Source organism: Niveispirillum fermenti, from assembly GCF_052474395.1.
In genome coordinates this window covers 429,907-452,705 of the sequence record NZ_CP156681.1, presented here as the reverse complement: position 1 = coordinate 452,705, position 22,799 = coordinate 429,907, and the positions used below count along the sequence as shown (strand labels likewise).

22 protein-coding genes are annotated in these 22,799 nt (G+C 66.9%); 14 read left to right on the top strand and 8 right to left on the bottom strand.

Features of this window, described 5'->3' with window-relative positions; translation table 11 throughout:
• Positions 1 to 34 precede the first annotated feature (34 nt).
• On the top strand, positions 35 to 343 hold the full coding sequence (locus ABC728_RS13575; protein WP_416618875.1) for a hypothetical protein: 309 nt from the start codon (positions 35 to 37) through the stop codon (positions 341 to 343).
• Positions 340 to 780: a cell wall hydrolase gene (locus tag ABC728_RS13570; protein ID WP_416618874.1), complete on the top strand. Its 441-nt coding sequence runs from the start codon at positions 340 to 342 to the stop codon at positions 778 to 780. Before ABC728_RS13575 ends, ABC728_RS13570 begins: the two co-directional genes overlap by 4 nt.
• Positions 781 to 887: 107 nt before the next feature.
• On the opposite strand, the gene ABC728_RS13565 is transcribed toward ABC728_RS13570, so the two are convergent.
• Positions 888 to 1,109: a hypothetical protein gene (locus ABC728_RS13565; protein ID WP_416618873.1), complete on the bottom strand. Its 222-nt coding sequence runs from the start codon at positions 1,107 to 1,109 to the stop codon at positions 888 to 890.
• A gap of 270 nt (positions 1,110 to 1,379) precedes the next feature.
• On the opposite strand from ABC728_RS13565, the gene ABC728_RS13560 reads away from it, so the two are divergent.
• The 3 genes from ABC728_RS13560 (at position 1,380) to ABC728_RS13550 (ending at position 4,120) form a co-directional block, all read left to right on the top strand.
• On the top strand, positions 1,380 to 1,769 hold the full coding sequence (locus ABC728_RS13560; RefSeq protein WP_416618872.1) for a DUF952 domain-containing protein: 390 nt from the start codon (positions 1,380 to 1,382) through the stop codon (positions 1,767 to 1,769).
• The gene (locus ABC728_RS13555) at positions 1,766 to 2,848 is read left to right on the top strand and encodes a quinone-dependent dihydroorotate dehydrogenase (RefSeq protein WP_416618871.1); all 1,083 of its coding nucleotides are present in this window, start codon (positions 1,766 to 1,768) and stop codon (positions 2,846 to 2,848) included. Before ABC728_RS13560 ends, ABC728_RS13555 begins: the two co-directional genes overlap by 4 nt.
• A 63-nt stretch (positions 2,849 to 2,911) precedes the next feature.
• The gene (locus tag ABC728_RS13550) at positions 2,912 to 4,120 is read left to right on the top strand and encodes an EAL domain-containing protein (protein WP_416618870.1); all 1,209 of its coding nucleotides are present in this window, start codon (positions 2,912 to 2,914) and stop codon (positions 4,118 to 4,120) included.
• A 41-nt stretch (positions 4,121 to 4,161) separates the two neighbouring features.
• Here ABC728_RS13550 and ABC728_RS13545 read toward each other — a convergent pair whose 3' ends face one another.
• Positions 4,162 to 4,779, bottom strand: a complete 618-nt coding sequence (locus ABC728_RS13545; protein ID WP_416618869.1) for an alpha-ketoglutarate-dependent dioxygenase AlkB family protein — start codon at positions 4,777 to 4,779, stop codon at positions 4,162 to 4,164.
• 98 nt (positions 4,780 to 4,877) lie between these two features.
• On the opposite strand from ABC728_RS13545, the gene ABC728_RS13540 reads away from it, so the two are divergent.
• The 7 genes from ABC728_RS13540 (at position 4,878) to trhO (ending at position 13,165) form a co-directional block, all read left to right on the top strand.
• Positions 4,878 to 6,155 (top strand): hypothetical protein, encoded by a 1,278-nt coding sequence (locus ABC728_RS13540; protein WP_416618868.1) that lies wholly within the window; start codon positions 4,878 to 4,880, stop codon positions 6,153 to 6,155.
• Between the two features lie 132 nt (positions 6,156 to 6,287).
• A complete protein-coding gene (gene irrA / locus ABC728_RS13535) occupies positions 6,288 to 6,782 on the top strand; it encodes an iron response transcriptional regulator IrrA (RefSeq protein WP_416618867.1) in 495 nt (164 codons plus the stop codon).
• Between the two features lie 140 nt (positions 6,783 to 6,922).
• Complete coding sequence (locus tag ABC728_RS13530) at positions 6,923 to 9,469, top strand: ATP-binding protein (RefSeq protein WP_445376570.1); 2,547 nt, start codon at positions 6,923 to 6,925, stop codon at positions 9,467 to 9,469.
• 150 nt (positions 9,470 to 9,619) lie between these two features.
• Entirely contained in the window at positions 9,620 to 10,024 is a 405-nt protein-coding gene (locus ABC728_RS13525) for a tellurite resistance TerB family protein (protein WP_416618865.1), read from the top strand.
• A 1-nt stretch (position 10,025) separates the two neighbouring features.
• Positions 10,026 to 11,354, top strand: coding sequence for an MFS transporter (locus ABC728_RS13520; protein WP_416618864.1), 1,329 nt, complete (start codon positions 10,026 to 10,028; stop codon positions 11,352 to 11,354).
• A 100-nt stretch (positions 11,355 to 11,454) separates the two neighbouring features.
• Entirely contained in the window at positions 11,455 to 12,345 is an 891-nt protein-coding gene (locus ABC728_RS13515; protein ID WP_445376569.1) for a sugar phosphate isomerase/epimerase family protein, read from the top strand.
• A 58-nt stretch (positions 12,346 to 12,403) separates the two neighbouring features.
• Positions 12,404 to 13,165 (top strand): oxygen-dependent tRNA uridine(34) hydroxylase TrhO, encoded by a 762-nt coding sequence (gene trhO / locus ABC728_RS13510; protein ID WP_416618862.1) that lies wholly within the window; start codon positions 12,404 to 12,406, stop codon positions 13,163 to 13,165.
• Positions 13,166 to 13,181: 16 nt separating this feature from the next.
• On the opposite strand, the gene ABC728_RS13505 is transcribed toward trhO, so the two are convergent.
• Positions 13,182 to 14,372, bottom strand: a complete 1,191-nt coding sequence (locus ABC728_RS13505) for a hypothetical protein (protein WP_416618861.1) — start codon at positions 14,370 to 14,372, stop codon at positions 13,182 to 13,184.
• A 246-nt stretch (positions 14,373 to 14,618) separates the two neighbouring features.
• Between ABC728_RS13505 and ABC728_RS13500 the strand changes: the two genes are divergently transcribed.
• Positions 14,619 to 14,993, top strand: coding sequence for a ribbon-helix-helix domain-containing protein (locus ABC728_RS13500; protein ID WP_416618860.1), 375 nt, complete (start codon positions 14,619 to 14,621; stop codon positions 14,991 to 14,993).
• A 169-nt stretch (positions 14,994 to 15,162) separates the two neighbouring features.
• On the opposite strand, the gene ABC728_RS13495 is transcribed toward ABC728_RS13500, so the two are convergent.
• The 3 genes from ABC728_RS13495 to gluQRS form a co-directional block, all read right to left on the bottom strand.
• Entirely contained in the window at positions 15,163 to 16,047 is an 885-nt protein-coding gene (locus tag ABC728_RS13495) for a TIGR01459 family HAD-type hydrolase (RefSeq protein ID WP_416618859.1), read from the bottom strand.
• Positions 16,048 to 16,316: 269 nt separating this feature from the next.
• Positions 16,317 to 16,808 (bottom strand): hypothetical protein, encoded by a 492-nt coding sequence (locus ABC728_RS13490; protein ID WP_416618858.1) that lies wholly within the window; start codon positions 16,806 to 16,808, stop codon positions 16,317 to 16,319.
• Between the two features lie 79 nt (positions 16,809 to 16,887).
• Positions 16,888 to 17,793 (bottom strand): tRNA glutamyl-Q(34) synthetase GluQRS, encoded by a 906-nt coding sequence (gene gluQRS, locus ABC728_RS13485; protein ID WP_416618857.1) that lies wholly within the window; start codon positions 17,791 to 17,793, stop codon positions 16,888 to 16,890.
• Positions 17,794 to 18,234: 441 nt separating this feature from the next.
• Between gluQRS and ABC728_RS13480 the strand changes: the two genes are divergently transcribed.
• On the top strand, positions 18,235 to 18,801 hold the full coding sequence (locus ABC728_RS13480) for an HNH endonuclease (protein WP_416618856.1): 567 nt from the start codon (positions 18,235 to 18,237) through the stop codon (positions 18,799 to 18,801).
• Positions 18,802 to 18,821: 20 nt separating this feature from the next.
• Here ABC728_RS13480 and ABC728_RS13475 read toward each other — a convergent pair whose 3' ends face one another.
• Positions 18,822 to 19,370 (bottom strand): D-glycero-alpha-D-manno-heptose-1,7-bisphosphate 7-phosphatase, encoded by a 549-nt coding sequence (locus ABC728_RS13475; protein WP_416618855.1) that lies wholly within the window; start codon positions 19,368 to 19,370, stop codon positions 18,822 to 18,824.
• Between the two features lie 65 nt (positions 19,371 to 19,435).
• Complete coding sequence (gene ileS / locus ABC728_RS13470; protein WP_416618854.1) at positions 19,436 to 22,627, bottom strand: isoleucine--tRNA ligase; 3,192 nt, start codon at positions 22,625 to 22,627, stop codon at positions 19,436 to 19,438.
• Between the last annotated feature and the right edge of the window lie 172 nt (positions 22,628 to 22,799).

The following is a 22,799-nucleotide window of genomic DNA, read 5'->3' as shown; positions in this document are numbered from 1 at the left end:
ACCCGCTTCGACCTCGCAAGGAGTTTTCACGACCATGACCTCCGCCCCCCCTCTGGACCTCATCTGGTGGATCACGGCCATCGAGGTGCCGGCCCTGGCCGGCCTGTTCTGGCTGGTGCAGCAGACGCGCAAGGAGAATGAACAGGCGCTCGACCCGCTGCGGCGCGGGCTGGAGACCACCTCCATCCAGCTTCGCGAGGCCCTGGCCGCCTACAAGCTGGAGGTGGCCAAGAACTATGCCTCCATCGCGGCCGTCACGGCGCTGGAAGACCGGCTGACGGCGCATCTGCTGCGCATCGAAACCAAGCTGGATGGCCGGCTGGCCGAAGGGGGCGGGCGATGAGCCGGCCCGTGCTGCTCGCCGTGACCGAAGGGGCTGGGGCCCGCCCCGGCCCCGATGCGGGCATCGATGCCCTGGCCCGCGCCATCTGGGCCCATGGGCGGGAACGGGGCATCCGCGCCATGGAGGCGCTGGCCGCCATGGCGGTGAACCGCCGCACCCTCTTTCCGGGGCGGACGCTGGCCTGCATCGCGTCCGACCCCACCTTGTTCGCGGCCTGGGACCCGGCCGATGCGCGCCATGAGGCGATGCGCCGGGCCGACAGTGCCGACCCGGCCTTCGCCGCTGCCCTGCGGGTGGCCCGCCGCGCGCTTGCCGGCGGTGCAGATCCCGTGGATGGGGCCACCTGGTTCCATGATATTGCCGATCCGGTACCCGCAGGCGTTGCCGCGCTGGCACCGCGCGCACTGCTGGCGGGCTTTCATTTCTACCGGACATAAAAAAACGCCGTCCCTGGCAAGTACCGGGGACGGCGGCAAGGTGTATGCTACGGAACAGGGAGAAGGGAAGAAGAAGAGAAATAATGAAGACAGACAGGAAAGCCTGATCAGTCAGCGGCGCGGAGCATCGCTGTATAAACAGCCATGGCCATCTCGATGCTGATCCCGCCGGCGCGGGCGCCGGCGGTCAGCATTTCCTGCGTCGGCTTCACGGGAACCGCCGTCAGGCCGCGGGTTCCCATCTGTTCCACCTCATTCAAGGCGAAACGCATGCGATCGCTCAGCATGGTTTCATTGATCTCGGGGAAGATGCGGACCACGTCCTTCATGACGGATACTCCTGGTACTGGTTGGTTGGGCCGATGGTCGCAACACCGGCCCGCCCTGTGGATGATTAACTATAGACAGGATTCTTAAGGGGCGGCCACTGTGCAGACGTATAGATTTGCCGTTATTTGCCGAATACATGCTGTTTGATGTTGGTAAAGGCCGGCGTGCATTCTCTTGCACGATGCGTAGGGCCATTGGCAGTCGCGGCCCTTTCGGATTAGGGTGGCGCCAGTCGTTCCAACCCTTTCCCGTCGCATCAAACGGACATCATGGCCGCCCCCATCTTCCACATGTGCCGCGCCGATGAATGGCAGGCCGCCCAGGCCCTTGGCCGCTATGACGGCTCGTCCCAGGACAGGGCCGACGGCTTCATCCATTTTTCCACCGGTGCCCAGTTGCCGGAAAGTGCCGCCAGACACAGGCGGGGCCAGGACGGCCTGCTGCTGCTGACCGTTGATGGCGATGCCTGCGGCGACGCACTGAAGTGGGAGCCGTCGCGCGGCGGTGCCCTTTTCCCCCATCTCTACGGCCCGCTATCGCTGGCTGCCGTGCTGCGCGTCGATCCGCTGCCCCTGGGGCCCGACGGGTTGCACCATTTGCCGGCCCATGTGGTGGGAGAAGACATGGTGGGAGAAGACATGGCGGGAGGAAACGCATGATCGACCTTTACCCCCTGGCCCGCCCCTTCCTGATGGCGATGGATGCCGAGCAGGCGCACAATCTGACGGTTGCCGCGCTGAAGACAGGGCTGGTCCCCGGTGCCGGCGGTAGCGAGGCGCCCAGTCTCGCCACGCGCGTGTTCGGGCTGGATTTTCCCAATCCCATCGGGCTTGCCGCCGGGTTCGACAAGAATGCGGAGGTGCCGGACGCGATGTTGCGTCAGGGCTTCGGCTTCGTGGAATGCGGCACCGTCACCCCCCGGCCCCAGGATGGCAATCCCCGTCCGCGCCTGTTCCGTGTGCCGACGGCGGAGGCGGTGATCAACCGGTTCGGTTTCAACAACCAGGGCCTGGACGCCTATGCTGCGCGGCTGGCGGCCAGGGCCAGCCGGCCCGGCATCGTCGGCGCCAATGTCGGCAAGAACAAGGACACGGTGGACGCCGCCAGCGATTATACCGCCTGCATCCGCCGGGTGGCCCCGCTGGCCGGCTATCTCGTCGTCAATGTGTCCTCTCCCAACACGCCGGGGCTGCGCACGCTGCAATCGCGCGATGCGCTGGCCGACCTGCTGGGCAAGTGCCTGGAGGCGCGGGACGGCACGGGTTCCCGGCCGCCGCTGTTGCTGAAGGTGGCGCCAGACCTGACGGACGAGGACAAGGCCGACATCGCCGCCGTCGTGCTGGACAGCGGCATCGACGGGCTGGTCGTGTCCAACACGACGCTGGCCCGGCCAGCCGCCATCCCGTCGGCGCTGGCTGCGGAGGCCGGCGGTCTGTCGGGACGGCCGCTGATGGAGGCCTCGACCCGCGTGCTGGGCGAATTCTTCGGCCTGCTGGGCGGCAAGGTGCCGCTGGTCGGGGTGGGTGGTGTGGCTTCCGGGGCGGATGCCTATGCCAAGATCCGGGCCGGCGCCAGCCTGGTGCAGCTTTATTCCGCCCTGGTCTATCAGGGGCCGGCGCTGGTGGCGCGGATCAAGGCCGATCTGGTCCGCCGGCTGGCAGAGGACGGGTTCGCCCATGTCGGTGACGCGGTGGGGGCGGCACACCGCGCGGAACAGGGATCACCGGCGCCGCGATGATGCGTGGCGATGACGCATCGGTGGGGCGCATCGGTGTGCGTGGCCGATAAGAGGGGGTGCCGCATGCATTGGGTCCGCCATCTGGTGTTCGCCGCCGTCTATACGGCGCTGGCCCTTGTCGTGGCATTGTCATTGCCCTTGTCGGCGCCGGGGCTCGGCGGGCATGGCGGCCTGCTGTTCGGTCTGGTGATCCTGGTCTTCGGCGGGCTGCTGCATGAATTCTGGGCCCGGCGGGACGAACGGGCGCGGCTGGAAGAACGCCTGTGGGACATGGAGACGGCGCTGGCCGATCTGCGTGCCGAACTGGCTGTGCTGCATGATGTGGAAGCCCGCCCGCCGGCACCGGAGCGGACGGAGGTGGCGGCCGTGCTGTCGGAGGCGCGGGTGCTGGAACGGCTGGCCGACCGGCTGCCTGCCCCCTCACCCCGCGCGACCCCGCCCGCTGTGGTGGAACCGGCCGGCCCGCTGTTCACGGCCCGCCCGGTCCCGTCACCCCCCGGCCCCGATCCCCAGGCCATCCTGGACCAGGTGCGCGAGGCGCTGCGCACCGATCAGGTGGATGTGTTCCTGCAGCCCGTGGTCAGCCTGCCGCAGCGCCGGCACCGGTATTACGAGCTGTTTTCCCGCATCCGGGCCGGGAAGGATGCGGCGGGCCAGCCACACTATCTCCTGCCTGAGCAATATCTGGGGCTGGCCGCGGAAGCCGGGCTGATGGCCACCATCGACAATCTGCTGCTGTTCCGCTGCATGCAGTTGCTGCGGGAAACGGAGAAGCGGCACCAGAATGTCGGCTTCTTCTGCAACCTTTCCGCCGCGACGCTGAACGATGCCGCCTTCATGCATGAATTCGTGTCCTATATGGGCCAGATGCCCAATCTGGCGGCGAAGCTGGTGTTCGAGCTTTCGCAGCAGGACCTGATGCAGGGGGGGCTGTTCGCGACGGGTTTCCTGGACGGGTTGCGGCGGCTGGGCTTCCGGTTTTCCATGGATCAGGTGGAAAGCCTGGACATGGACTGGACCGAACTGGCCCGCCACGATATCCGTTTCGTGAAGCTGGATGCCGCGCGGCTGCTGGACCCCGATGGCCGTTTCGCGGACCCGCGGGCCGTGCGCGACCTGCGCCAGCAACTGGACCGCAGCAACATCGACCTGATCGTGGAGAAGGTGGAGACCGAGGCCCAGGTGATCGAACTGCTGGATCTCTATATCGATTTCGGGCAGGGCTTCCTGTTCGGCGAACCGCGGCTGGCCCGCAAGACGGCGCCCGCCTGACGCAGCGGCTGCCGGGTGCGCCCCTTTCCGACCCGCCCCGGCTATCCCCGTGTCACACGGCGCAGGGTCAGGTTCAGGCGCCCGCCTTCCGGCAGCAGCCGGCTGGACCCGACGCGCAGCCTGTCCACGCCGTGATAGAACATGCGTGACGGCCCGGCGAAGACCATGGCCGTGCCGCTCTCCACGGCGAAGGAACGGGTGGGGTCGCGCCGGGCCGGGCCCCCCAGACGGAAAATCCCGGTATCGCCCAGCGAGATGTTGACGATGGGGGCGTCGAAATCCTCCTCATCCTCGTCCCGGTGCAGGGAAAGCCGCGCTCCTTCGCCCCGATAATGGTTGATCAGGCAGCATTCGGCATCATGGGCATAGCCCGACAGGTCCCGCCACAGGCGCAACAGCGGTTCCGGGATGGCCGGCCATGGCCGGCCGTTGGCAGGCTGCACGGGCGAATAGCGGTAGCTCTGCCGGTCCGCGATCCAGCCCAGGCTCCCGGCATTGGTCATGTCGATTGAAAAGGGGCGGCCCGTGCGCGGCATCACGAAGCGGGTGAACGGCGCCTCTTCGGCAATTCGCGCCACCACTGCCACCAGCGCTTCCTGCGCGGCCCGGTCGAGATGGCCGGGCAGGAACCGGAAGCCGTCATCCGTCACTCTGTTCACCTTTTTTCCCCTGCATATGGGCCCTGGAAGCGTCGTTTCATGCCAGTGTCACGCGCCAATCATGGACTCTGCGCGGCAACGCGCCTAGATTCATGATTATGAGAGACGAAGCCTTCGATAGCGAGCTGACGAACGACTGGAACCCCGTGGCCCTGCGCGGCGGCGTCGTCAGCCTGCGTGTCCCGGCAAGCTGGCAGCGGCTGTCCCGCGATGATGGCGGGCTGGCTTTCCAGTCGCCCGGTGCCGATCCCGTCGATCTTTTGATCTCCGTCACGACCTATCGCAACCCCTATGGCGTGCGCGCCGAGGAGGCGATCCAGTATCTGGACCGCGAGAATGTGCTGCCCCGTGGCATCCTGCCATCGATCGAGGATGGGGTGGACGGCATCGGCGGCGCGCCGAACCCGTTCGATGCCCAGATGCGGGGGGACCGGCAATGGATCGCCTATGCCGTGTCGCAGCCGCCCGATCGCCAGATATTCGTCTGGAAGGTGGCGGATTTCCAGCCGCCCGATCTGGTGCGCGTGGCGACCTTGCAGCTTCTGATCCCCGGCATGCGCGCCGACGACCCGGAACTGGCCGTTCTGATCGACCGGCTGGGGGAGGAGGCGACCCGTATCCGCTTCCATCCCGGCCCCGTCCAGGGCCCCGTGCAGCGTGTGACAATGCGCAATGTCTGGCATGGGGACAATGTGCGCTTCCGCCTGCCCTGGGACTGGCGCACGCGCACGGAGGGCGAATTGTCCGTGTTCCATCGTGAACAGGATGGTGCCGGCACCCTGCGCGTGGCCATGCACAGCTTCGAGCATCAGGGCGAGGATGCCGAATTGCGGGCCCATGCCGTGCTGCGCCAGACGGCCGAACAGTTCATGGAAGGCCCCGAGGGCCGCGTGGGCGAAGGGTCCCTGGAATGGCTGCCGGACGGGGAAGTGATGGCCCGGTTCGTCACCGACGGGGAGGAGGACGGGGAGAAGCTCCGCTTCTTCATGTGGCTGCGCGGTGCTGCGCTGGATGGCTGCACAACGGTGGCATTGTTCAGCTTCGGTCTGCCGTTATCCTCCTGTGGCGGTGAGCTGGAGCGCGCCAGCCTGGCCATGCTGGAGCAGGAGGTGCGCCGCGCCGTCGTCGGCATCGCCGATTGCACGGAGCTGGAGGATGAGGAGGACCCGCTGGCCGACGGGTTCAGCCTGTCGGACCTGCTGGAAGACGACGATCTGGATACCCAGGCAGCCCTTTCCGCCATGGAGATCGCCCTGGCCGACGATGATTTCGACCTGGATGGCGACGACGATGACGACGATGACGACGATGACGACGATGACGGGGGGGATGGCGGCAGCGGCCCTTCCGGCCCCGGCCCCTACGGTTATTCCTGACGCCTTGTCCGGCCCCGGCATGAATTGTCGGCATGGCCGGCCGGTGTGACCTTCGTCACACTTACCCCTTGTCAAATCGCCTCTGCCTGCCCCACATGACCGGGACCCGCCTTTTCAACGGTTCCCGGCACGATGCCTGACAGCGTTCATCCCTTCCCCGACGATCCCTGCCTGCCCGACTGTGCCCCCGGCTGTGCCGAGGATGCACGGGATTGCCGCGCGATCGCGGACCGGTTGAGCCGCGCCTGCCTGCGCCCGACGCGCCAGCGGGTCGATCTGGCCACGCTGCTGTTCCAGGGCGGCGGGCATCGGCATGTCACCGCCGAACAGTTGCATGCCGAGGCGCTGGCGGCCGATATGAAAGTGTCGCTGGCCACCGTGTACAACACGCTGAACCAGTTCCGCGATGCGGGCCTTCTGCGCGAGGTTGTGGTGGAGGCCGGCAGCACATGGTTCGATACCAATACCGCCGACCACCACCATATCTTCCATGAGAACAGCCGCCGGCTGCTGGACATCGCGGCCGAACATCTGCGGCTGACGGGTCTGCCGGGCCTGCCGCCGGGCACCAGCCTGTCGCGCGTCGATATCATCATCCGCGTCACCGGTGGGGCCGGCGGAGATTGATGTTCCGCGCCAGCCGTCCGGCCCTGGTTCCTTCCGGATAGGCATGCATCGCGATGATTGCGGCGGGGAGATGGCGCACGTAGACTATTGCTCCAACGCAATGCCTAACCGGTGGCGACACCGGGATGGCGGGGGACCGGATGCGCAAAGTCTTGATGGGGGGGCTTGCCCTGCTGGCCAGTGTGCATGTCATTGGCAAGTCCCTCGATATCCAGGCCGGGTGGCGTGAATACCAGGTCGCAACGGAGATCGCCGACCTGAAGCAGGTCAGCCGCGATCTGCTGGTGGCGGCCCGCGACCACGGGATCGAGGCCGGGATGACCAGCCTGGTGCTGGAGGCCGCCAGCATGCCCGGCGCCCCGGAAGCCGCCCTGCGGCCCCAGATCAACCGCCATCGCGAGGAGGGGGAGCGCAGCGCCGGCGCGGCCCTGGCCCACCTTGCCCGTATGCCGGTGGAAAGCGCGCTGGAGGAGGATGTCGCCTCCCTGCGGGTGGCCCTGGCCCGTGTGCAGGAGTTGCGCCAGCCCCTGGATGCGCTGATGTCGCGCCTGCAGGATGGCCGCACGCTGGACGGGGTGGGAACCAGCCGCGCCGATGCCGCCGTCATCATCGCCGACTGGCAGGAGGCCTCGCAGTCCTATGGGGCGGCGCTGCTGACTCTGCTGCGGGAGATCAACCGTCCCGCCCTGTCCTTTGGCGGTGCGGCGGGCGCCGCCGAAATGCTGACCCGCGACGCCATCCGCCTGCGCAGCGAGGTGGGGCAGGATATGGGCCTGCTCTACATGGCCATCATGGGCCGGCGGCCAGAGGGCAGCGCCCTGAGGGAGGCCACCTCCCTGGCCGAGATGGAGATGGCCTGGCGGCTGGTGCGTCAGGCGGCGGAGCCTGCGCACCTGCCCGAGCCCGCCCAGGCGGCGCTGAGCCAGATGGAAACGGCCTTTCATCAGCGGTACCTGCCCCTGCGCGCCGTGGTGCTGGAGGCGGCGGCACGGGGGGAGGCACGCGGCCGCATGCCCGAGCTGCTGCGCAGCGGCACGGGCATGTTGAATGCGGCCAGTGACCTGGTGGTGGAGGCCGTCAACGCCGCAGGTGCCGCGACGGAGGATATCCGCGCCACCGCCCGGCGCCGGCTTTGGACCGACATGGCGGAATTGCTGATCGCCATGGTGGCGCTGGCCTTCGCTGCCTGGATGTTCCGGGAGCGCGTCCTGCGGCCCATCCGGCAGATGACGGAAGCGATGCGGGCACTGGCCGGCGGTGATCATTCCGTGCAACTGCCCGATTTCAAGGGCGTGGGGGCGGAGATCGCCGCCATGGCGGCCGCCGTCCGGGTGTTCAAGGAAAATGCCCGGCAGTTGCAGACGGAGAATTGGGAACGCGGCCGCATGGAACGGCTGCTGATGGTGGAACGCGGAATTCTGGAGATGGCGGCGGCGGGCGCGTCGCTGGGCGATGTGCTGGCGGCCCTGTGCCGCGGCATGGAGGAGCAGTTGGACAATGCCCGCTGTTCCATCCTGCTGCTGGCAGAGGATGGCCTCCACATGTCGGTCGGCGCGGCCCCCAACCTTCCGGCCGAGATGGGCCGCGCCTATGAAGGGGTGGCCATCGGTCCGGATGTCGGTGCCTGCGGGGCGGCCGTCTATCGCCGCGCACCGGTCGTCACCGCCGATATCGCAAGCGATCCCCGCTGGACCCGGTTCAAGCACCTGCCGCTGGCGGCGGGGCTGCGATCATGCTGGTCGTTGCCCATTCTGTCGGGTGACGGGGAGCCGCTGGGCGCCTTCGCCATCTATGGCGACACGGTGCGCACGCCACAGGATTGGGAGATGGAGCGGGCCCGCCGCGCGGTGCAGCTTGCTGCCCTGGCCATCACCAGCCGCCGCGCCGCCGAACAGCTTGAGCATGCCAAGGCGCAGGCTGAACTGGGCAGCCGCACCAAGACGGAATTCCTGGCCAATATGAGCCATGAGCTTCGCACGCCGCTGAACGCCATCATCGGTTTCGCCGAGGTGCTGGAGAGCGAGCTGAAGTCCAGCGAGAAGCAGGCCCAGAACAGTTCCAGCGTCGCCTATGCCGGCGACATCATCGCCTCGGGCCGTCACCTGCTCACCCTGATCAACGACATCCTGGATGTGTCGAAGATGGAGGCCGGGCGGGTGGAACTGCGCGAGCGCATCTGCGGTGTGGATGAGCTGGTGCGCGGCTGCGAGCGCATCGTGCGGGCCCGCGCCATGGAACGCCGCCTCAATCTGCTGATCGAGGTGGCGGACGGCATGCCCCCCATCCTGGTCGATGATGTGAAGTTCAAGCAGATCGTGCTGAACCTGATGTCCAACGCCATCAAGTTCACCTCCCCCGGCGGCACGGTGAGGCTGGTGGCCAGCGTCGATCCGGCGCGCGGCGTTGCCATCACCGTCAGCGATACCGGTATCGGCATCAAGCCGGAGGACCTGCCGAAGGTCTTCGTCCCCTTTCATCAGGTCGACAATGTCTACGCCCGGTCCACGCCGGGCACGGGCCTGGGCCTGACCCTGTCCAAGGGGCTGACGGAGTTGCATGGCGGGCGCCTGACCATCGAGAGCGTGTTCGGCGAGGGCACGACCGTCACCCTGTCCCTGCCGCCGTCGCGCATCGTGTGGACGGAGACGGCCGGCCTGCCGCTGCCCCTGCCCCTGTCCATGCGGTGAGGGGGGGGTGCGGGAAGGCTGCCGGTTGCCGTAGGCCGCCTGGTGCCGGGTCCGACCCACGGCCTAAGCCGCCCGTGGGCTTGACGGTCGGGGCTGCTTTGCGCCCTACTGCCCGCACCCGCGATATTCCAGCCGAAGCAGGACCCCAGGATGATCGACCATCACCGCGCCCTGATCTACACCATGGTGCTGACCTCGGCATCGGACGGCGACATGACGGATGCCGAGTTGCACATGATCGGGGATAGCATCCGCAGCCTGCCCGTCTTCGCAGATTTCCACATCGACCAGCTGGCCACGCTGATACGGGAATGCACGGAAATCCTCAGCGATCCGTCCGGCCTCGACACGGCCATCGGCATGATCAAGCGGTCCCTGCCCAAGAGCCTGCGCGAGACCGCCTATATGCTGGCCTGCGAGGTCGTGGCCGTGGACCGCACCGCCACCCAGGAGGAACTGCGCCTGCTGGAACTGCTGCGCCATGGGCTGGATGTCGACCGGTTGACGGCTGCGGCCCTGGAACGCGGCGCCCGCGCCCGCTATACCGTGGCCTGACATGGAAACGGGCCGGCTGCCGCGTCCGGCCATCGCCGGCTGGTGCCTTTATGACTGGGCCATGTCGGCCTTCAACACCGTCATCGGCACCTTCGTCTTCTCCGTCTATTTCACCAAGGGCGTGGCGGCCGACGCTCAGTCGGGATCGGCCGACTGGGCCGTGATGCTGGGCCTGTCGGGCCTGGCCATCGCGCTGCTGTCGCCCGTGCTGGGTGCCATCGCGGACCGCGGCGGGCCCATCAAGCCATGGCTGGGCGGCTTCACGGCCCTGGCCGTGCTGGGATCGGCCCTGCTCTGGTTCATCCGGCCCGACCCGGCCTATGCGTTGCCCGCCCTTCTGCTGGTGGGCATCGCCAGCACGGCCTTCGAACTGGCCAATGTCTTCTACAATGCCCAGCTTCCCGTCATCGCGCCCAAAAGCCACCTGGGCCGGGTATCGGGCTGGGGCTGGGGCGTGGGGTATCTGGGGGGGCTGGTCTGCCTGATCCTGTGCCTGGTGCTGCTGCTCCAGGCCGATCCGCCGCTGTTCGGGTGGATCGACAGTGCGGAATCGGCCCCGGTGCGGGCCACTTCCGTACTGGTCGCCGTCTGGTACGCGGTTTTCGCCCTGCCGCTGTTCCTGCTGGTGCCCGACCGGCCGCGCGTGGCCGGTCGGCGTGCCATGGACGCCGTGCGGGAAGGGCTTTCCACCCTGGGCCGCACGCTGCGGCAACTGCCGGCCCATGGCAACACGCTGCGCTATCTGATCGCCAGCGCCCTGTGGCGCGACGGGATCAATACCATCACGGCGTTTGGCGGCATCTATGCCGGTATCGTGTTCGGCATGGTCGAGCAGCAACTGATCCTGTTCGCCATCCTGTTGAACGTGGCGGCCGGGCTGGGGGCCATCGGTTTCGCCTGGGCCGACGACCGGATGGGCGCCAAGCCGACCCTGATCATCAGCCTGCTGGGCCTGATCGCCACGGGGCTGGCCATGATCCTGGTGGGCACGGGCTGGTGGGGCTGGGCCCCGGTCCTGGCGCTGCCGCTGCCGCTGGATTTCACGCCCGATCAGCAATGGCTGCTGCTGTTGGGCATGGGGCTGGGCATCTTCTTCGGACCGGCCCAGGCGGCCGCCCGGTCGATGATGGCCCGGCTGGCCCCGAAGGGGCTGGAGACGGAGTTCTTCGGGCTCTATGCCCTGACGGGACGCGCCGTCGGTATCATCGGGCCGTTGGCCTATGCCGCGGCGGTCAGCCTGATGGAGACCCAGCGGGCCGGCATGGCCACCGTCATCTTGCTTTTCCTGCTGGGGCTGGGCCTGCTGCTGACCGTGCGCGAACAGCGCTGAACCGCATCGCGCCGGGCTTGTCGGCGGTTCCCCCTTGGCAAGGGCCGCTGTTCGGCCGATAACCGGTCTGACAGCGTTATCAGAAAAGCGGGGGGGGACGATGGCGGGGATGTTGAAGCGCCTGCTGGGCGCGGGGCTGGGGGCCTGGATGGCCGGGGCCGCCGTACCGGCGGCTTGGACGGCAGACGCTGCCGTGCCAGCAGATCGTATCGCGGTCCAGCTTTACAGCTTGCATGCGGCGCTGCTGCGTGACCCGGCCACGGCCCTGGACCGGCTGCGGGCCATGGGCGTGACGCAGGTGGAAGCCTATGGCACGCTCGGCATGTCGCCCTCCGATTTCCGGGCAGCCCTGGACAAGGCCGGCCTGACGGCCGTGGGCAGCCATGTCTGGCTGGGCGACCTGCGCGACAATCCGGAAAAGATCGTGGAGACGGCGCGTGCGGTCGGCTACCGCTATGTCGGCGTGGCCTGGATCAAGCCGCCGGATGCAAGCCCCGGCCAGGCGATCAGCCGCGCCGACGTGGATGCCGCCATCGCCGCCTACAAGGCCGCATGCCCCGTGCTGAAGGCGGCGGGTCTGGGTGTCATGTACCATATCCACGGGTACGAATTCGTGCCCGATGGTGACGGCATCCTGCTGGACCGTCTGCTGGCCGGGCTGGACCCCGATTGCGTCGATATCGAACTGGACGTGTTCTGGGTGGTGAAGGCCGGGGCCGATCCCGTGGCCCTGCTGGATCGGCTGGGATCGCGGGTGAAAATGCTGCACCTGAAGGACATGGTGCCGCAGGCGGCGGTGGGGGATTTCACCGGTCAGGCGCCGCCGGGCGACTTCGCCCCGGTGGGGCAGGGCCGGGTGGACTGGCCGGCCCTGCTGGCCGCGGCAAGGCGGGCCGGGGTCGAATGGTATGTGCTGGAGGACGAATTGGCCGATGCGGCCCGGCATCTGGAACAGTCGCTGGAATGGCTGCGCGGGCATGCGTTGCCATAGTGGGCGGGCGGGCGCCCGGCTGCTATAAGCGTCGTCAGCCAGACCGGACCCGCCTGCCATGACCGATATCGCCGTCGCCGCGCTTTACCGTTTCCACCCGCTGCCGCATTTCCGCGACCTGCGCCAGCCGCTTTACGACATGATGGCGGCGGCCGGCGTGCGCGGGTCCCTGCTGCTGGCGGCGGAAGGGTTGAACGGCACCATCGCCGGGCCGGCCGCGTTGATGGAGGGCGTGGTCGGCCGGATTGCGGCGATTGCCGGTATCGCGCCGCTGGAACCACGCTGGTCGCAGGCCGGCAGCCTGCCCTTCGGCCGCCTGAAGGTGCGGTTGAAGAAGGAGATCGTGACGATGGGCGTGCCGGCAGCCGATCCGCTGCGCGCCGTCGGCACCTATGTCGAGCCGGAGGACTGGAACGCCCTGATCAGCGACCCGGACACGCTGGTGATCGATACGCGCAACAGTTTTGAAGTGGCGCATGGCACCTTCCGGGGGGCGGTCGATCCCGGCACGGCCAGCTTCGGGCAGTTCCCCGACTATGTCCGCCGCAACCTGGACCCGGCCCGGCAGCGCAGGGTGGCGATGTTCTGCACGGGTGGCATCCGCTGCGAGAAGGCGACAGCCTATATGCTCCAGCAGGGATTCGGGGAGGTCTACCACCTGAAGGGCGGCATCCTGAACTATCTGGAACGGATCGAGCCGCAGGACAGCCTGTGGCAGGGCGGCTGCTTCGTCTTTGACGATCGCGTCGCCCTGGGCCATGGGCTGGTGCCTGTCCATTCCGGTGAGGGCGACGCTGCGGCGGGTGAGCGGGAGGCGTGAGACCGGCCCCGCGGCATCAGCGCGCCAGCCGCACCTCGCCCTTGCCCAGATGATAGACGTTGGGCGTGCCCTCATGCCCGGCCAGGATGACGCGGCCCGGTCCCGTCAGCAGGATTTGCGGGTCGCGCGCCGTGCCGCCAAAATGCAGTTCTCCCGGTCCCGTCAGCCCGGCTGTCAGGCTGCTGGCCGTGCCGGCGCCGATGTCCAGGGTGCCGGGGCCGGGAATGGCCGCCGCCACGGCACCGGACACCGACCCCACCTTGATCGTGCCCGGCCCCGGCACATTGACGCTCAGCCCGTTGTCCACCACGCCCAGCCGCACGCTCGCGGGACCGGTCAGGTCCAGGGCGGCCGTACCGGCCTTGCCGATATTCACGTCGCCCTGGCCCGTGACCCGCACGGCGGCCAGACCCTGGACAGTGCCCAGCGACACGGTGCCCGACCGGGTGATGCGCACACTGGCCGATTCCAGGCCACCGATGGCCATCTCTCCTTCGGCCAGTTCCAGGCGCGCCGGCGCCTGCAGGTCACCATCGACGGTCAGATCGCCAGCAAAATTGTTCACCAGCAGGGGCGTGCCGCGCGGGACCGACACTTCCAGCGTCACGGCGGGGTCGCTGTCGGGGCCGGGTCCCGTGATCCACAGGACCCCGTTGCGGATGGACAGGTTGAACCGTTTGCGGCTGTTCTCCAGCGTGAACAGGATCTGGTCGCCCGCATCCGCCACCTTGATCTTCACACTTCCCTTCACGTTGGCCAGCCGCAGGCCGGCCGGTGCCAGGGCCGTGGCGGTCAGCCGGTTGGTGCCGTCCTGGTCGCTGGACCGGTCCAGGTAGCGGATGTCCGGGTCCCTGCCGCGTGTGGCGTCGGCCTTGGCCGTGGCGGCCTTCGCGGCCGTTTCCAGGGCCGCATCGACACTGCGTCCGATGGCGGCCATGTCGACGGCCTGATGGGGCCGATGGCCTGTCGTGGCGCGGACTTCCGTCCTGTCGGCCGACCTGGTCGTCCTGACCTCAACCTCCGTCTTCAGGCTCCGATGGTCGGAGATCCTGGCGAAATGCTGCTCCGCCCCTGTCAACCAGCCGCCGCCATCCCTGTCCCCTGTGGCCAACGCCCAGCCGATGGTGCCGGCGGTGACCAGGACGGCGACGACTCCACCCAGCGGAATGCCGGGGGTGACACGGGGGCGGTTGCTGGAAGGGGGCATCGGGGGGCGTCCGGATGGGTGGGGCAGGGCGGGGAATCGGCTGGCATCATAGCGCACATCACCGGGCTGTCGCGCAGGGTTTCCTTGCCGAAACAATGTCGCTGGCCTGTTACAAACCCTTGCCGGAAAACGGGTAATCGGAATGGCTATCATAGCACCCGCGACAACCCATTGTCACATACAAGTAGATTCAATATGTTCCGCACAACTGCGAACAACGATTGACAATAGGACGGACGGTTCCAGATGGCCGCAAAACGTCGTCCCCCGACGAATCCCGAAGATACGGCGCCGGAGTCCATGCGGGCTGTGTGCCGAAATGTCATTGTCGGTGGCAAGCGGACCAGCGTTCGGATGGAACCGCTGTTATGGGACTGTCTGACCGAGATATGCCGGCGCGAATCGCATCTGATGAACGATATCGTCACGATGATCGATGCCCGCCGGGGGGACAGCGCCCTGACCGCGGCGCTGCGTATCTTCATCCTCAGCTATTTCCGCACGGCCTCCGATGCGTCGCCGCGCCTGGCAGGCCTGCAGGAGGAACAGGCGGCGTTCGGCACGGCGGCCGACTATTCCGCCGTCTTCCGGCGGGCGCTGGGCGTCTTCGACCCCGGGTGATCCGGCACCGGCCCCGGCTGCATCATGCCCTGCAATCGCCAGTGCCCCTCATGCGGTAGCTTTTGGGCGTTGGCTTTGGGTGTGGGTTTTGGCGACGCGGCCGGGGCCGTGCGGCGGTGGTCGCCGCCGGACCACCTTGCGATGAGTTCTGCTCATCGCAAGAGCGGCATCAGTCCCAGCGCAGGCCGGCGGCGGCACAGGTCGGGCGGTGCGGGCTGGCTTCCAGCAGCCGGCCCAGTTCCGCCGGCCCCGGCAACTGCCCCAGCACGGTGCCCAGTTCCTCGCGATGGATGCCGCCGGTGATCAGCAGGCTGTCGATGCCGGCGGCATTGGCACCGGCGATGTCGGTGCGCAGGCTGTCGCCCACGGCCAGGATGCGGCCGGGGGGCAGCCCGCCCAGCAGGTCGAAACAGCGGCGATAGACGGGGGCGTGCGGCTTGCCGTGATAACGGACATCGCCGCCCAGTTCGCCATAGTGGCGGGCCAGTTCGCCGGCACACAGCACCAGCCGGTCATCGATCACCACCACCAGATCGGGGTTGGCGCACAGCATGGGCAGCCCCAGGTTCCGGCAACGCTGCAGCAGCGGCGCATAATCGACCAGGGTCTCGTCATAGTCGTCGATGCCGGTATTCAGGACGAAATCCGCTTCTTCCGGGCTGTCCACGCGCGCACGGTCGCCCAGGCTGTCATAGACATCATTGTCCCGCGGCGGGCCGATATGGAACAAACGCGGCCCCAGTGCCGCGTGCCAGGCGTCGTTGCGGTCGCGCAACGCCTCGAAACTGGCTTCCCCCGAGGTGTAGAGCGCATCATACAGGTCCGGGGTCACCCCCATGGCCGTCAGCTTGGCCGCTGCGGCCTGGATGCGCCGCGGGGCGTTGGACAGGAGGCAGACGCGCTTGCCGGCCGCGCGCAGCGCGCGCAGGCATTCCACGACCCCGTCATAGGGGCGTATCCCGTCATGCACCACGCCCCACAGGTCCAGGATGAAGCCGTCATAGCGATCGGCGATGCCGGCCAGGCCGGGAAGCAGCGGGACGGGATGCGACATGGCGGAAGAGGTCCGGAACAGAAAGACGGGATGGGGTCAAGGTGGCCGCTGGCCGTACCCGGGGCAAGGCCGGGCGGGGGCATGGCAGCCGTGCCCCCGTGCCATCTGATACGAGCGGCCGAAAATCTTGACCGATGGTCAAGGTTTTCGGCACCTCAAGCGCCGGGCCGGCAGTCGCCGCCGCGCCGCCCATGCGGGGTCGCCAAGCCAACGAATGTTGGCGCCGGCGACTGAGATACCGTGTTGGGTGTCAAGCGGGTCGCGGCGGGTCAGAACAGGTCGTCGATCTCGCTCTGGTCCATGGTGACGGCGGGGTTGCTGTCCTGGACGGAGCCATGGACGATCGCGCTGCCCCGATCCACCAGATCCTGCAGGCGCCGCCAATAGTCGCCGGCCGTGAAGCCCAGCATTTCCGGATCGTCGCGCATGGGCGACAGGGTGGCCACCGCCTCCACGATCAGGCTGTTCATGTCGTTGATGGTGTCATCGAACGGCGCCCGGAATTCCATGGGCACATGGTCATAGGCTTCGATGGCCAGCGGGGCGAAGGCCAGGCCGGATTCCTCGAAATGCTGGCGATAGGTCTTGGGTGTCCAGGCGACGATCTCGTCCAGCATGTCGGGCATGTCGCCAACCATCGACAGCAGCATGATCACTTCGTTGAAATGATTGAAATAGTCCGTCGACAGAAGGGTCCTGTCATCGATGGTGGTGTCGCGGACGCGCTGGCGGTAAAGATCGAACATGGACGTATCTTGCATGGCATGGTCTCCATACCACAATATTTGGCCACAATATCCTTAAAATTGCATCAAGCCTGTTTCCGCTCGCCGTTCCCTTTTACCTTTCCTTCATCGCGCACCCCTCATGGATGGGCATCATTTTACCCCGTGCGCGGGCCCGCACCGTGGCCGGGTCCAACCCTTGGTCCCGCAGCTCCCGCAGGGCGGTGGCGCCGTCGCGTTTGGACAGTCGCTCGCCCCTGTCGTTCAGCAGCAGCCCATGATGATGATAATCCGGAACCGGCAGGCCCAACAGGGCCTGAAGCAGCCGGTGGACGTGTGTGGCGTGAAACAGGTCCTCCCCGCGTGTCACCAGGGTCACACCCTGTAACGCATCATCCACCGTCACTGACAGGTGGTAGGAGGTGCGGACATCGCGCCGGGCCAGCACGACATCGCCCAGCAGGCCGACCAGCGCATCGGTCCGCCCCCGCCCCCGGTCATGCCAGGAAAGCGGGCCGGTCAGTGCCGCCGCCTTCGCCACATCCAGGCGGATGGCATGCGGCTCCCCCGCTGCCACGCGGGCGGCCGCCTCGGCCCGGGGGCGATGCCGGCACAGGCCGGGATAAAGCGGACCCTCGGGCCCCATGGCGACCAGATGCGGGGCATTGCCGGCCCGCGCGATTTCATCCGCGATCTCCTTGCGCGAACAGAAGCAGGGATAGGTGACGCCCAGCCCGTCCAGCCTTTCCAGCGCGGTGGCATAGTCGGCCATATGCTCGGACTGGCGGCGCACCGGTTCTGCCCAGGCCAGCCCCAGCCAGGCCAGATCCGCTTTCAGCGCCACCTCAAATGCCGGGCGGCAGCGATTGGGATCGATATCCTCGATCCGCAATAAAAAGCGCCCGCCCGCCCGCTGTGCCGCATTGAACGCGAACAGGGCGGAATGGGCATGGCCCAGATGCAGATACCCCGTCGGGCTCGGGGCGAAGCGGGTGATGGTGGCGTCGGGCTGTTCTGCCATGTCCTGAAAGCCGGATGGACCGGGGCGGTCCCTATGCAAACGCACTATACCCTCAATGGATGGCGGGTCACAAGGTCAACACCCACAAGGACTTGAGTGTCATTTTCGTTGCAGACGCATGATAAATCCGGAAATCCGCCCTTCGGCGGGTTGCCAGACGGCCTGCGCCGTTATATCTAATTTCCGACGTTCCGGCCTGCCGCCAACCTGTCCGCCGCCCGATGCCAAGGTGTCTCCTCGGGTGGAAGAAGGCGGGGCTCGGGGGTCGGGAACACCGACGGAACGGCGCTGGGGGTGAATCTTGTCACCACCTTATGATTGTTGTCCCGAATTGGTGCTGGCCGGGTCCCCCCGTCCGACCGGCAGGCACCCGCTGTCGCTGAAATCCGGTTCGCACATGGTGCGGTTGCTGATCCAACCTCCATTTCATGGGGGTGGGGCATGAGTGCGACCGTCAGCAATCTCAGGACTTTGGTCCTTAATGCCGACATGCAACCGCTCAGTTGGGCGCCGCTTTCCGTCTGGAACTGGCAGGAGGCGTTCGTCGCCGTCCTCCAGGGCCGGGTGACGCAGTTGCGATCCTATGACGATGTCCGCATCCATTCGGCCACCCGCGCCTTCGAGGTGCCGGCCGTTGTTGCCCTGAAAAGCTACCGCAAGCGCAAACGGGTGGCCTTCACGCGCTACCATCTGTTCCTGCGGGACGAGTTCCGCTGCCAATATTGCGGTCAGCGGCATGATGCGAAGGACCTGACCTTCGATCATGTCATTCCGCGCAGCAAGGGTGGCCTGACGGAATGGTCCAATATCGTCGCCTCCTGTTCCGCCGACAATCTGCGCAAGGGCAGCCGCACGCCGGCACAGGCGGGGATGCGGCTGATGCGCCAGCCGGTGGAACCCTCCCCCATGCAGCTTGACGCCGCGGCCAGACGCATGCCCTGGGCCAAGGACGAACTGCACCAGACCTGGCTGGACTTCCTTTACTGGGACAGCGAATTGCAGGGGTAACAAAGGGCGATCCGCACAGATTATGGCTGTTCGGTATCGGTGGCAGACATCGCGGCGCCGCCCGTCAGGCGGTCCACCTGGGCGAGGAGGCCGGCCGGGTCGATCAGATGGCCGGGCAGCCCCGCCGCCTTGGCGGCCACCAGGTCGCTGTCCTGGTCCCCGATCAGGAAGCTGCCCTGCAGCCGCACGGGCCAGTGGCGCATCAGGTCCAGGATCATGCCAGGGGCCGGCTTGCGCCAGTCGCTCTGCCGCCGGTATCGCGGCAGTGGCGCATCCGCGTGATAGGGGCAATAGCGCCAGTCATCGATAAGTGCCCCCTGTTCGGCCAGCCGCGCCGCCATCCAGCGGTGCAGGCTGGTCACGGCATCTTCGTCGTAGAAGCCACGGGCCACCCCGGATTGGTTGGTGACGACAAAGACGTGATAGCCGCGCCGGTTCAGCAGCCGCACCGCGTCTGCCGCCCCGTCGATCCAGATGATCTGGTCCGGCCGGTGGGGATAGCCGCTATCGACGTTCAGTACGCCGTCCCGGTCCAGAAAGGCCGCCGGTCGCGGCGTCCGGTCCTGCATGCGGGTCACCTCCCTGGCTGACGCCGCCGGGCCCATGGTGGGGGCCCGGCGGCTGGTGCCGATCCTCAGGCCTTGGCCAGGACCAGCGCGATGCTGGTGCCCGACAGGTCGACCGTGACGGGCGTGCCCGGCAGGCTGTCCGGATTGACGGCCAGCGACAGGGCCAGGGTCTCCCGCTTGATCGTTTCGGCATGCGTGGTCAGGGCGCCGGCGATATTGTCCGGCACCTGGGCCGCGATGGTGATCCGGTCGGTGACCTGGAAGCCGCTATCCTTCCGCGTCGACTGCACGGCACGCACAAAGTCGCGGGCCCAGCCTTCGGCTTCCAGTTCCGCATCCACGGTTACGTCCAGCACGACCACGCCCTTGCCGCCGGCGAAGCGGGCCGCGTGGGTGCCTTCCTTGGCCTGGACACGGATGTCGAAATCGCCGGCTTCCAGAACCACACCGGCCAGTTCGACCGTGCCGTCGCCCTTGTCGGTCCATTTGCCCTGCTTGCTGGCGGCCATGACCTCCTTCATCTTCGGACCGACCTTGGGACCGACCACGGCGGCGTTCACGGCCAACTGACGGGTGCCGACTAGGCTGATGTCGGACGACACCACCACCTGCTTCACATTCACCTCGTCGGCGACCAGCGCACCCAGCACCGCGTCGAACTGGCCCTTCAGCCGGTCGGCATCGGGATGGACGATGGTCAGGGTGCGCAGTGGCAGACGGATGCGCAGCTTCTTGGCCTCGCGCAGCGACATGGTCGAGGCACAGATTTCCCGGACAAGGTCGATCTGGCTGGTCAACTCATGGTCAGCCGGCAGGTAGGACACATCCGGCCAATCGGCCAGATGCACCGACGCCTCACCCGTCAGGGCCGTATAGATCCGCTCCGTCACATGCGGCAGCAGCGGGGCCAGCGCCTTGGTCGCCGTCACCAGACAGGTATAGAGCGTGTCATAGGCGTCGCGCTTGTCCTGGCCATCGCCCTCCCCCGCCTCGCGCCAGAAACGCGACCGGGAACGGCGGATGAACCAGTTGTTCAGCGCGTCGTAATAGCCGGTGATGATCGCATAGGCGCCGGGCAGGTCGTAGGCGTCCATGCGGCCTTCGATGCCCTCCACCAGCTCCCGCGTCTTGGCCAGGATGTAACGGTCCAGCAGACCCTTCTGGTCGGCGCGGATCGTCCCCTTCACCTGATCGATATTGGCGTAGAGCGTGAAGAAGCTGTAGGCGTTCCACAGCGGCAGCACGCCTTGCCGCAATGCTTGAGCGATGCCGCGCGCATCCTTGGGCATGGCCAGATCGCCGCCCACCATCAGGGGGCTGGACACCAGATACCAGCGCAGCGCGTCGGCACCCTGGTTGTTCAGCACTTCCACCGGGTCGGGATAGTTGCGCAGACGCTTGGACAGCTTCTGCTTATCCTCGTCCAGCACCACGCCATGGCAGATGACGTTGCGGAAGGGTGCGCAGTCGAACAGGGCCGTGGACAGCACCATCAGCGTGTAGAACCAGCCACGGGTCTGGGCCACATATTCGACGATGAAATCGGCGGGGAAGGCGGCCTCGAACCGTTCCTTGTTCTCGAACGGGTAATGCTGCTGCGCGAACGGCATGGAACCGCTCTCGAACCAGCAATCCAGCACGTCTTCCACGCGGCGCATCATCGACTGGCCGGTCGGATCGTCGGGGTTGGGGCGGGTCAGATGGTCGATGGCGGGGCGGTGCAGGTCGGTGACCTTCACCCCGAAATCCCGCTCCAGTTCTTCGATCGAGCCATAGACGTCGATGCGCGGATAGCGGGGATCATCGCTGCGCCAGACCGGGATGGGCGAGCCCCAGAAGCGGTTGCGGGAGATGTTCCAGTCGCGCGCATTGGCCAGCCAGTTGCCGAAGGACCCATCCTTCACATGGCCGGGGATCCAGTTGATCTGCTGCTGGTTCAGCTCGACCATCCGGTCCTTGAACTTGGAAACCTCGACATACCAGCTATTCACCGCCTTGTAGATCAGCGGCTGATCGGTGCGCCAGCAATGCGGGTAATTGTGCAGATAGGTCTCGTGCCGCAGCACGACGCCGCGCGCCTTCAGGTCCTGGATGATCGGCTTGTTGGCCTCGATCACGTTCAGGCCGACATAGTCGGACACTTCCGCCGTGAAATTGCCGGCCACATCCACCGGCACCTTTACCGGCAGCCCATGGGCCTTGCAGACGGCCAAATCGTCCTCACCGAAGCCGGGCGCCATATGGACGATGCCCACGCCGTCGCCGGTGGTGACGAAATCGGCCACCAGGATCTGGTGCGCCTTCTCCAGCCCCTTGAAATAGGGGAAGATCGGCTCGTAGGTGCGGCCACGCAGGTCGTCCGCCGTCAGCGTCGATTCCTGCTCGTAGCCTTCCAGTTCCTTGGCGTACTTCGCGACAGCCGACGTGGCCAGGATCAGCCGGTCATCGCCCTTGCGCAAGACGGCATATTCGATCTCCGGACCGATGGCCAAGGCCAGGTTGGACGGCAGGGTCCAGGGCGTGGTCGTCCAGGCCAGGATATCCAACGCGCCGGCATCGCCCGCACGCGGGTGCAGGCGGAAACGCACGGTCAGGGCCGGATCCTGGCGCTCGCGGTAGGAATTGTCCAGGCGCGTCTCGAAGTTGGACAGCGGCGATTCCACGGCCCAGCTATAGGGCACGACGCGGTAACCCTCATAGACCAGCCCCTTGTCCCAGAGCTGCTTGAAGGCCCACATCACGCTTTCCATGAAGCTGATGTCCATGGTCTTGTAATCGTTCTGGAAATCGACCCAGCGGCCCTGGCGCGTGACGTAATATTCCCATTCCTGGGTAAAGCGCAGCACCGACACCTGGCAGTGGGCGTTGAACTTGTCGATGCCATATTTCAGGATGTCGTGCCGCCCGGAAACACCCAGTTCCTTTTCGGACTGAAGCTCCGCCGGCAGGCCATGGCAGTCCCAGCCGAACCGGCGTTCGACCTTGCGGCCCTTCATGGTCTGGTAACGCGGCACCAGATCCTTCACGAAGCCCGTGACCAGATGGCCATAATGGGGCAGGCCGTTGGCGAACGGCGGGCCGTCATAGAAGACGAATTCGTTATGCTTGCCGTCCTTTTCCAGCGGGCGGAAATCGACCGATTGTTGGAAAACCGCGTTCTCCTTCCAAATCCGCTGCACCTCTTCCTCGATCCGGGGGAAGTCCGGATTGGGTTCGGCGGCGGGATAGGGCTGGAAGGTTTCAGTGGACGCGGTCATGGGACACCATCTCGTTGGCAATGCCCGAACGGGGCGCGGAGCCGGTCCGCACCCTTGGGAACCTTTCATGTAACGATCCGGGAAAGCCCTGTCCAGAACGGCCCGGCGCAAGGCACGCCTGCCCGTGCCAGGGGGCAGGGCTGCCACCCGGCCACCGGCGGGCCGGGTGAAA

Coding starts and splice junctions, on each gene's coding strand:
- trhO (WP_416618862.1), top strand. CDS start 12,404: ATGACCGATATCGCCGTCGCCGCGCTTTACCGTTTCCACCCGCTGCCG.
- ABC728_RS13490 (WP_416618858.1), bottom strand. CDS start 16,808: ATGCAAGATACGTCCATGTTCGATCTTTACCGCCAGCGCGTCCGCGAC.
- ABC728_RS13540 (WP_416618868.1), top strand. CDS start 4,878: ATGAGAGACGAAGCCTTCGATAGCGAGCTGACGAACGACTGGAACCCC.
- gluQRS (WP_416618857.1), bottom strand. CDS start 17,793: ATGGCAGAACAGCCCGACGCCACCATCACCCGCTTCGCCCCGAGCCCG.
- ABC728_RS13500 (WP_416618860.1), top strand. CDS start 14,619: ATGGCCGCAAAACGTCGTCCCCCGACGAATCCCGAAGATACGGCGCCG.
- irrA (WP_416618867.1), top strand. CDS start 6,288: ATGCCTGACAGCGTTCATCCCTTCCCCGACGATCCCTGCCTGCCCGAC.
- ABC728_RS13515 (WP_445376569.1), top strand. CDS start 11,455: ATGGCGGGGATGTTGAAGCGCCTGCTGGGCGCGGGGCTGGGGGCCTGG.
- ABC728_RS13525 (WP_416618865.1), top strand. CDS start 9,620: ATGATCGACCATCACCGCGCCCTGATCTACACCATGGTGCTGACCTCG.
- ABC728_RS13575 (WP_416618875.1), top strand. CDS start 35: ATGACCTCCGCCCCCCCTCTGGACCTCATCTGGTGGATCACGGCCATC.
- ileS (WP_416618854.1), bottom strand. CDS start 22,627: ATGACCGCGTCCACTGAAACCTTCCAGCCCTATCCCGCCGCCGAACCC.
- ABC728_RS13565 (WP_416618873.1), bottom strand. CDS start 1,109: ATGAAGGACGTGGTCCGCATCTTCCCCGAGATCAATGAAACCATGCTG.
- ABC728_RS13550 (WP_416618870.1), top strand. CDS start 2,912: ATGCATTGGGTCCGCCATCTGGTGTTCGCCGCCGTCTATACGGCGCTG.
- ABC728_RS13555 (WP_416618871.1), top strand. CDS start 1,766: ATGATCGACCTTTACCCCCTGGCCCGCCCCTTCCTGATGGCGATGGAT.
- ABC728_RS13495 (WP_416618859.1), bottom strand. CDS start 16,047: ATGTCGCATCCCGTCCCGCTGCTTCCCGGCCTGGCCGGCATCGCCGAT.
- ABC728_RS13480 (WP_416618856.1), top strand. CDS start 18,235: ATGAGTGCGACCGTCAGCAATCTCAGGACTTTGGTCCTTAATGCCGAC.
- ABC728_RS13570 (WP_416618874.1), top strand. CDS start 340: ATGAGCCGGCCCGTGCTGCTCGCCGTGACCGAAGGGGCTGGGGCCCGC.
- ABC728_RS13530 (WP_445376570.1), top strand. CDS start 6,923: ATGCGCAAAGTCTTGATGGGGGGGCTTGCCCTGCTGGCCAGTGTGCAT.
- ABC728_RS13475 (WP_416618855.1), bottom strand. CDS start 19,370: ATGCAGGACCGGACGCCGCGACCGGCGGCCTTTCTGGACCGGGACGGC.
- ABC728_RS13505 (WP_416618861.1), bottom strand. CDS start 14,372: ATGCCCCCTTCCAGCAACCGCCCCCGTGTCACCCCCGGCATTCCGCTG.
- ABC728_RS13560 (WP_416618872.1), top strand. CDS start 1,380: ATGGCCGCCCCCATCTTCCACATGTGCCGCGCCGATGAATGGCAGGCC.
- ABC728_RS13520 (WP_416618864.1), top strand. CDS start 10,026: ATGGAAACGGGCCGGCTGCCGCGTCCGGCCATCGCCGGCTGGTGCCTT.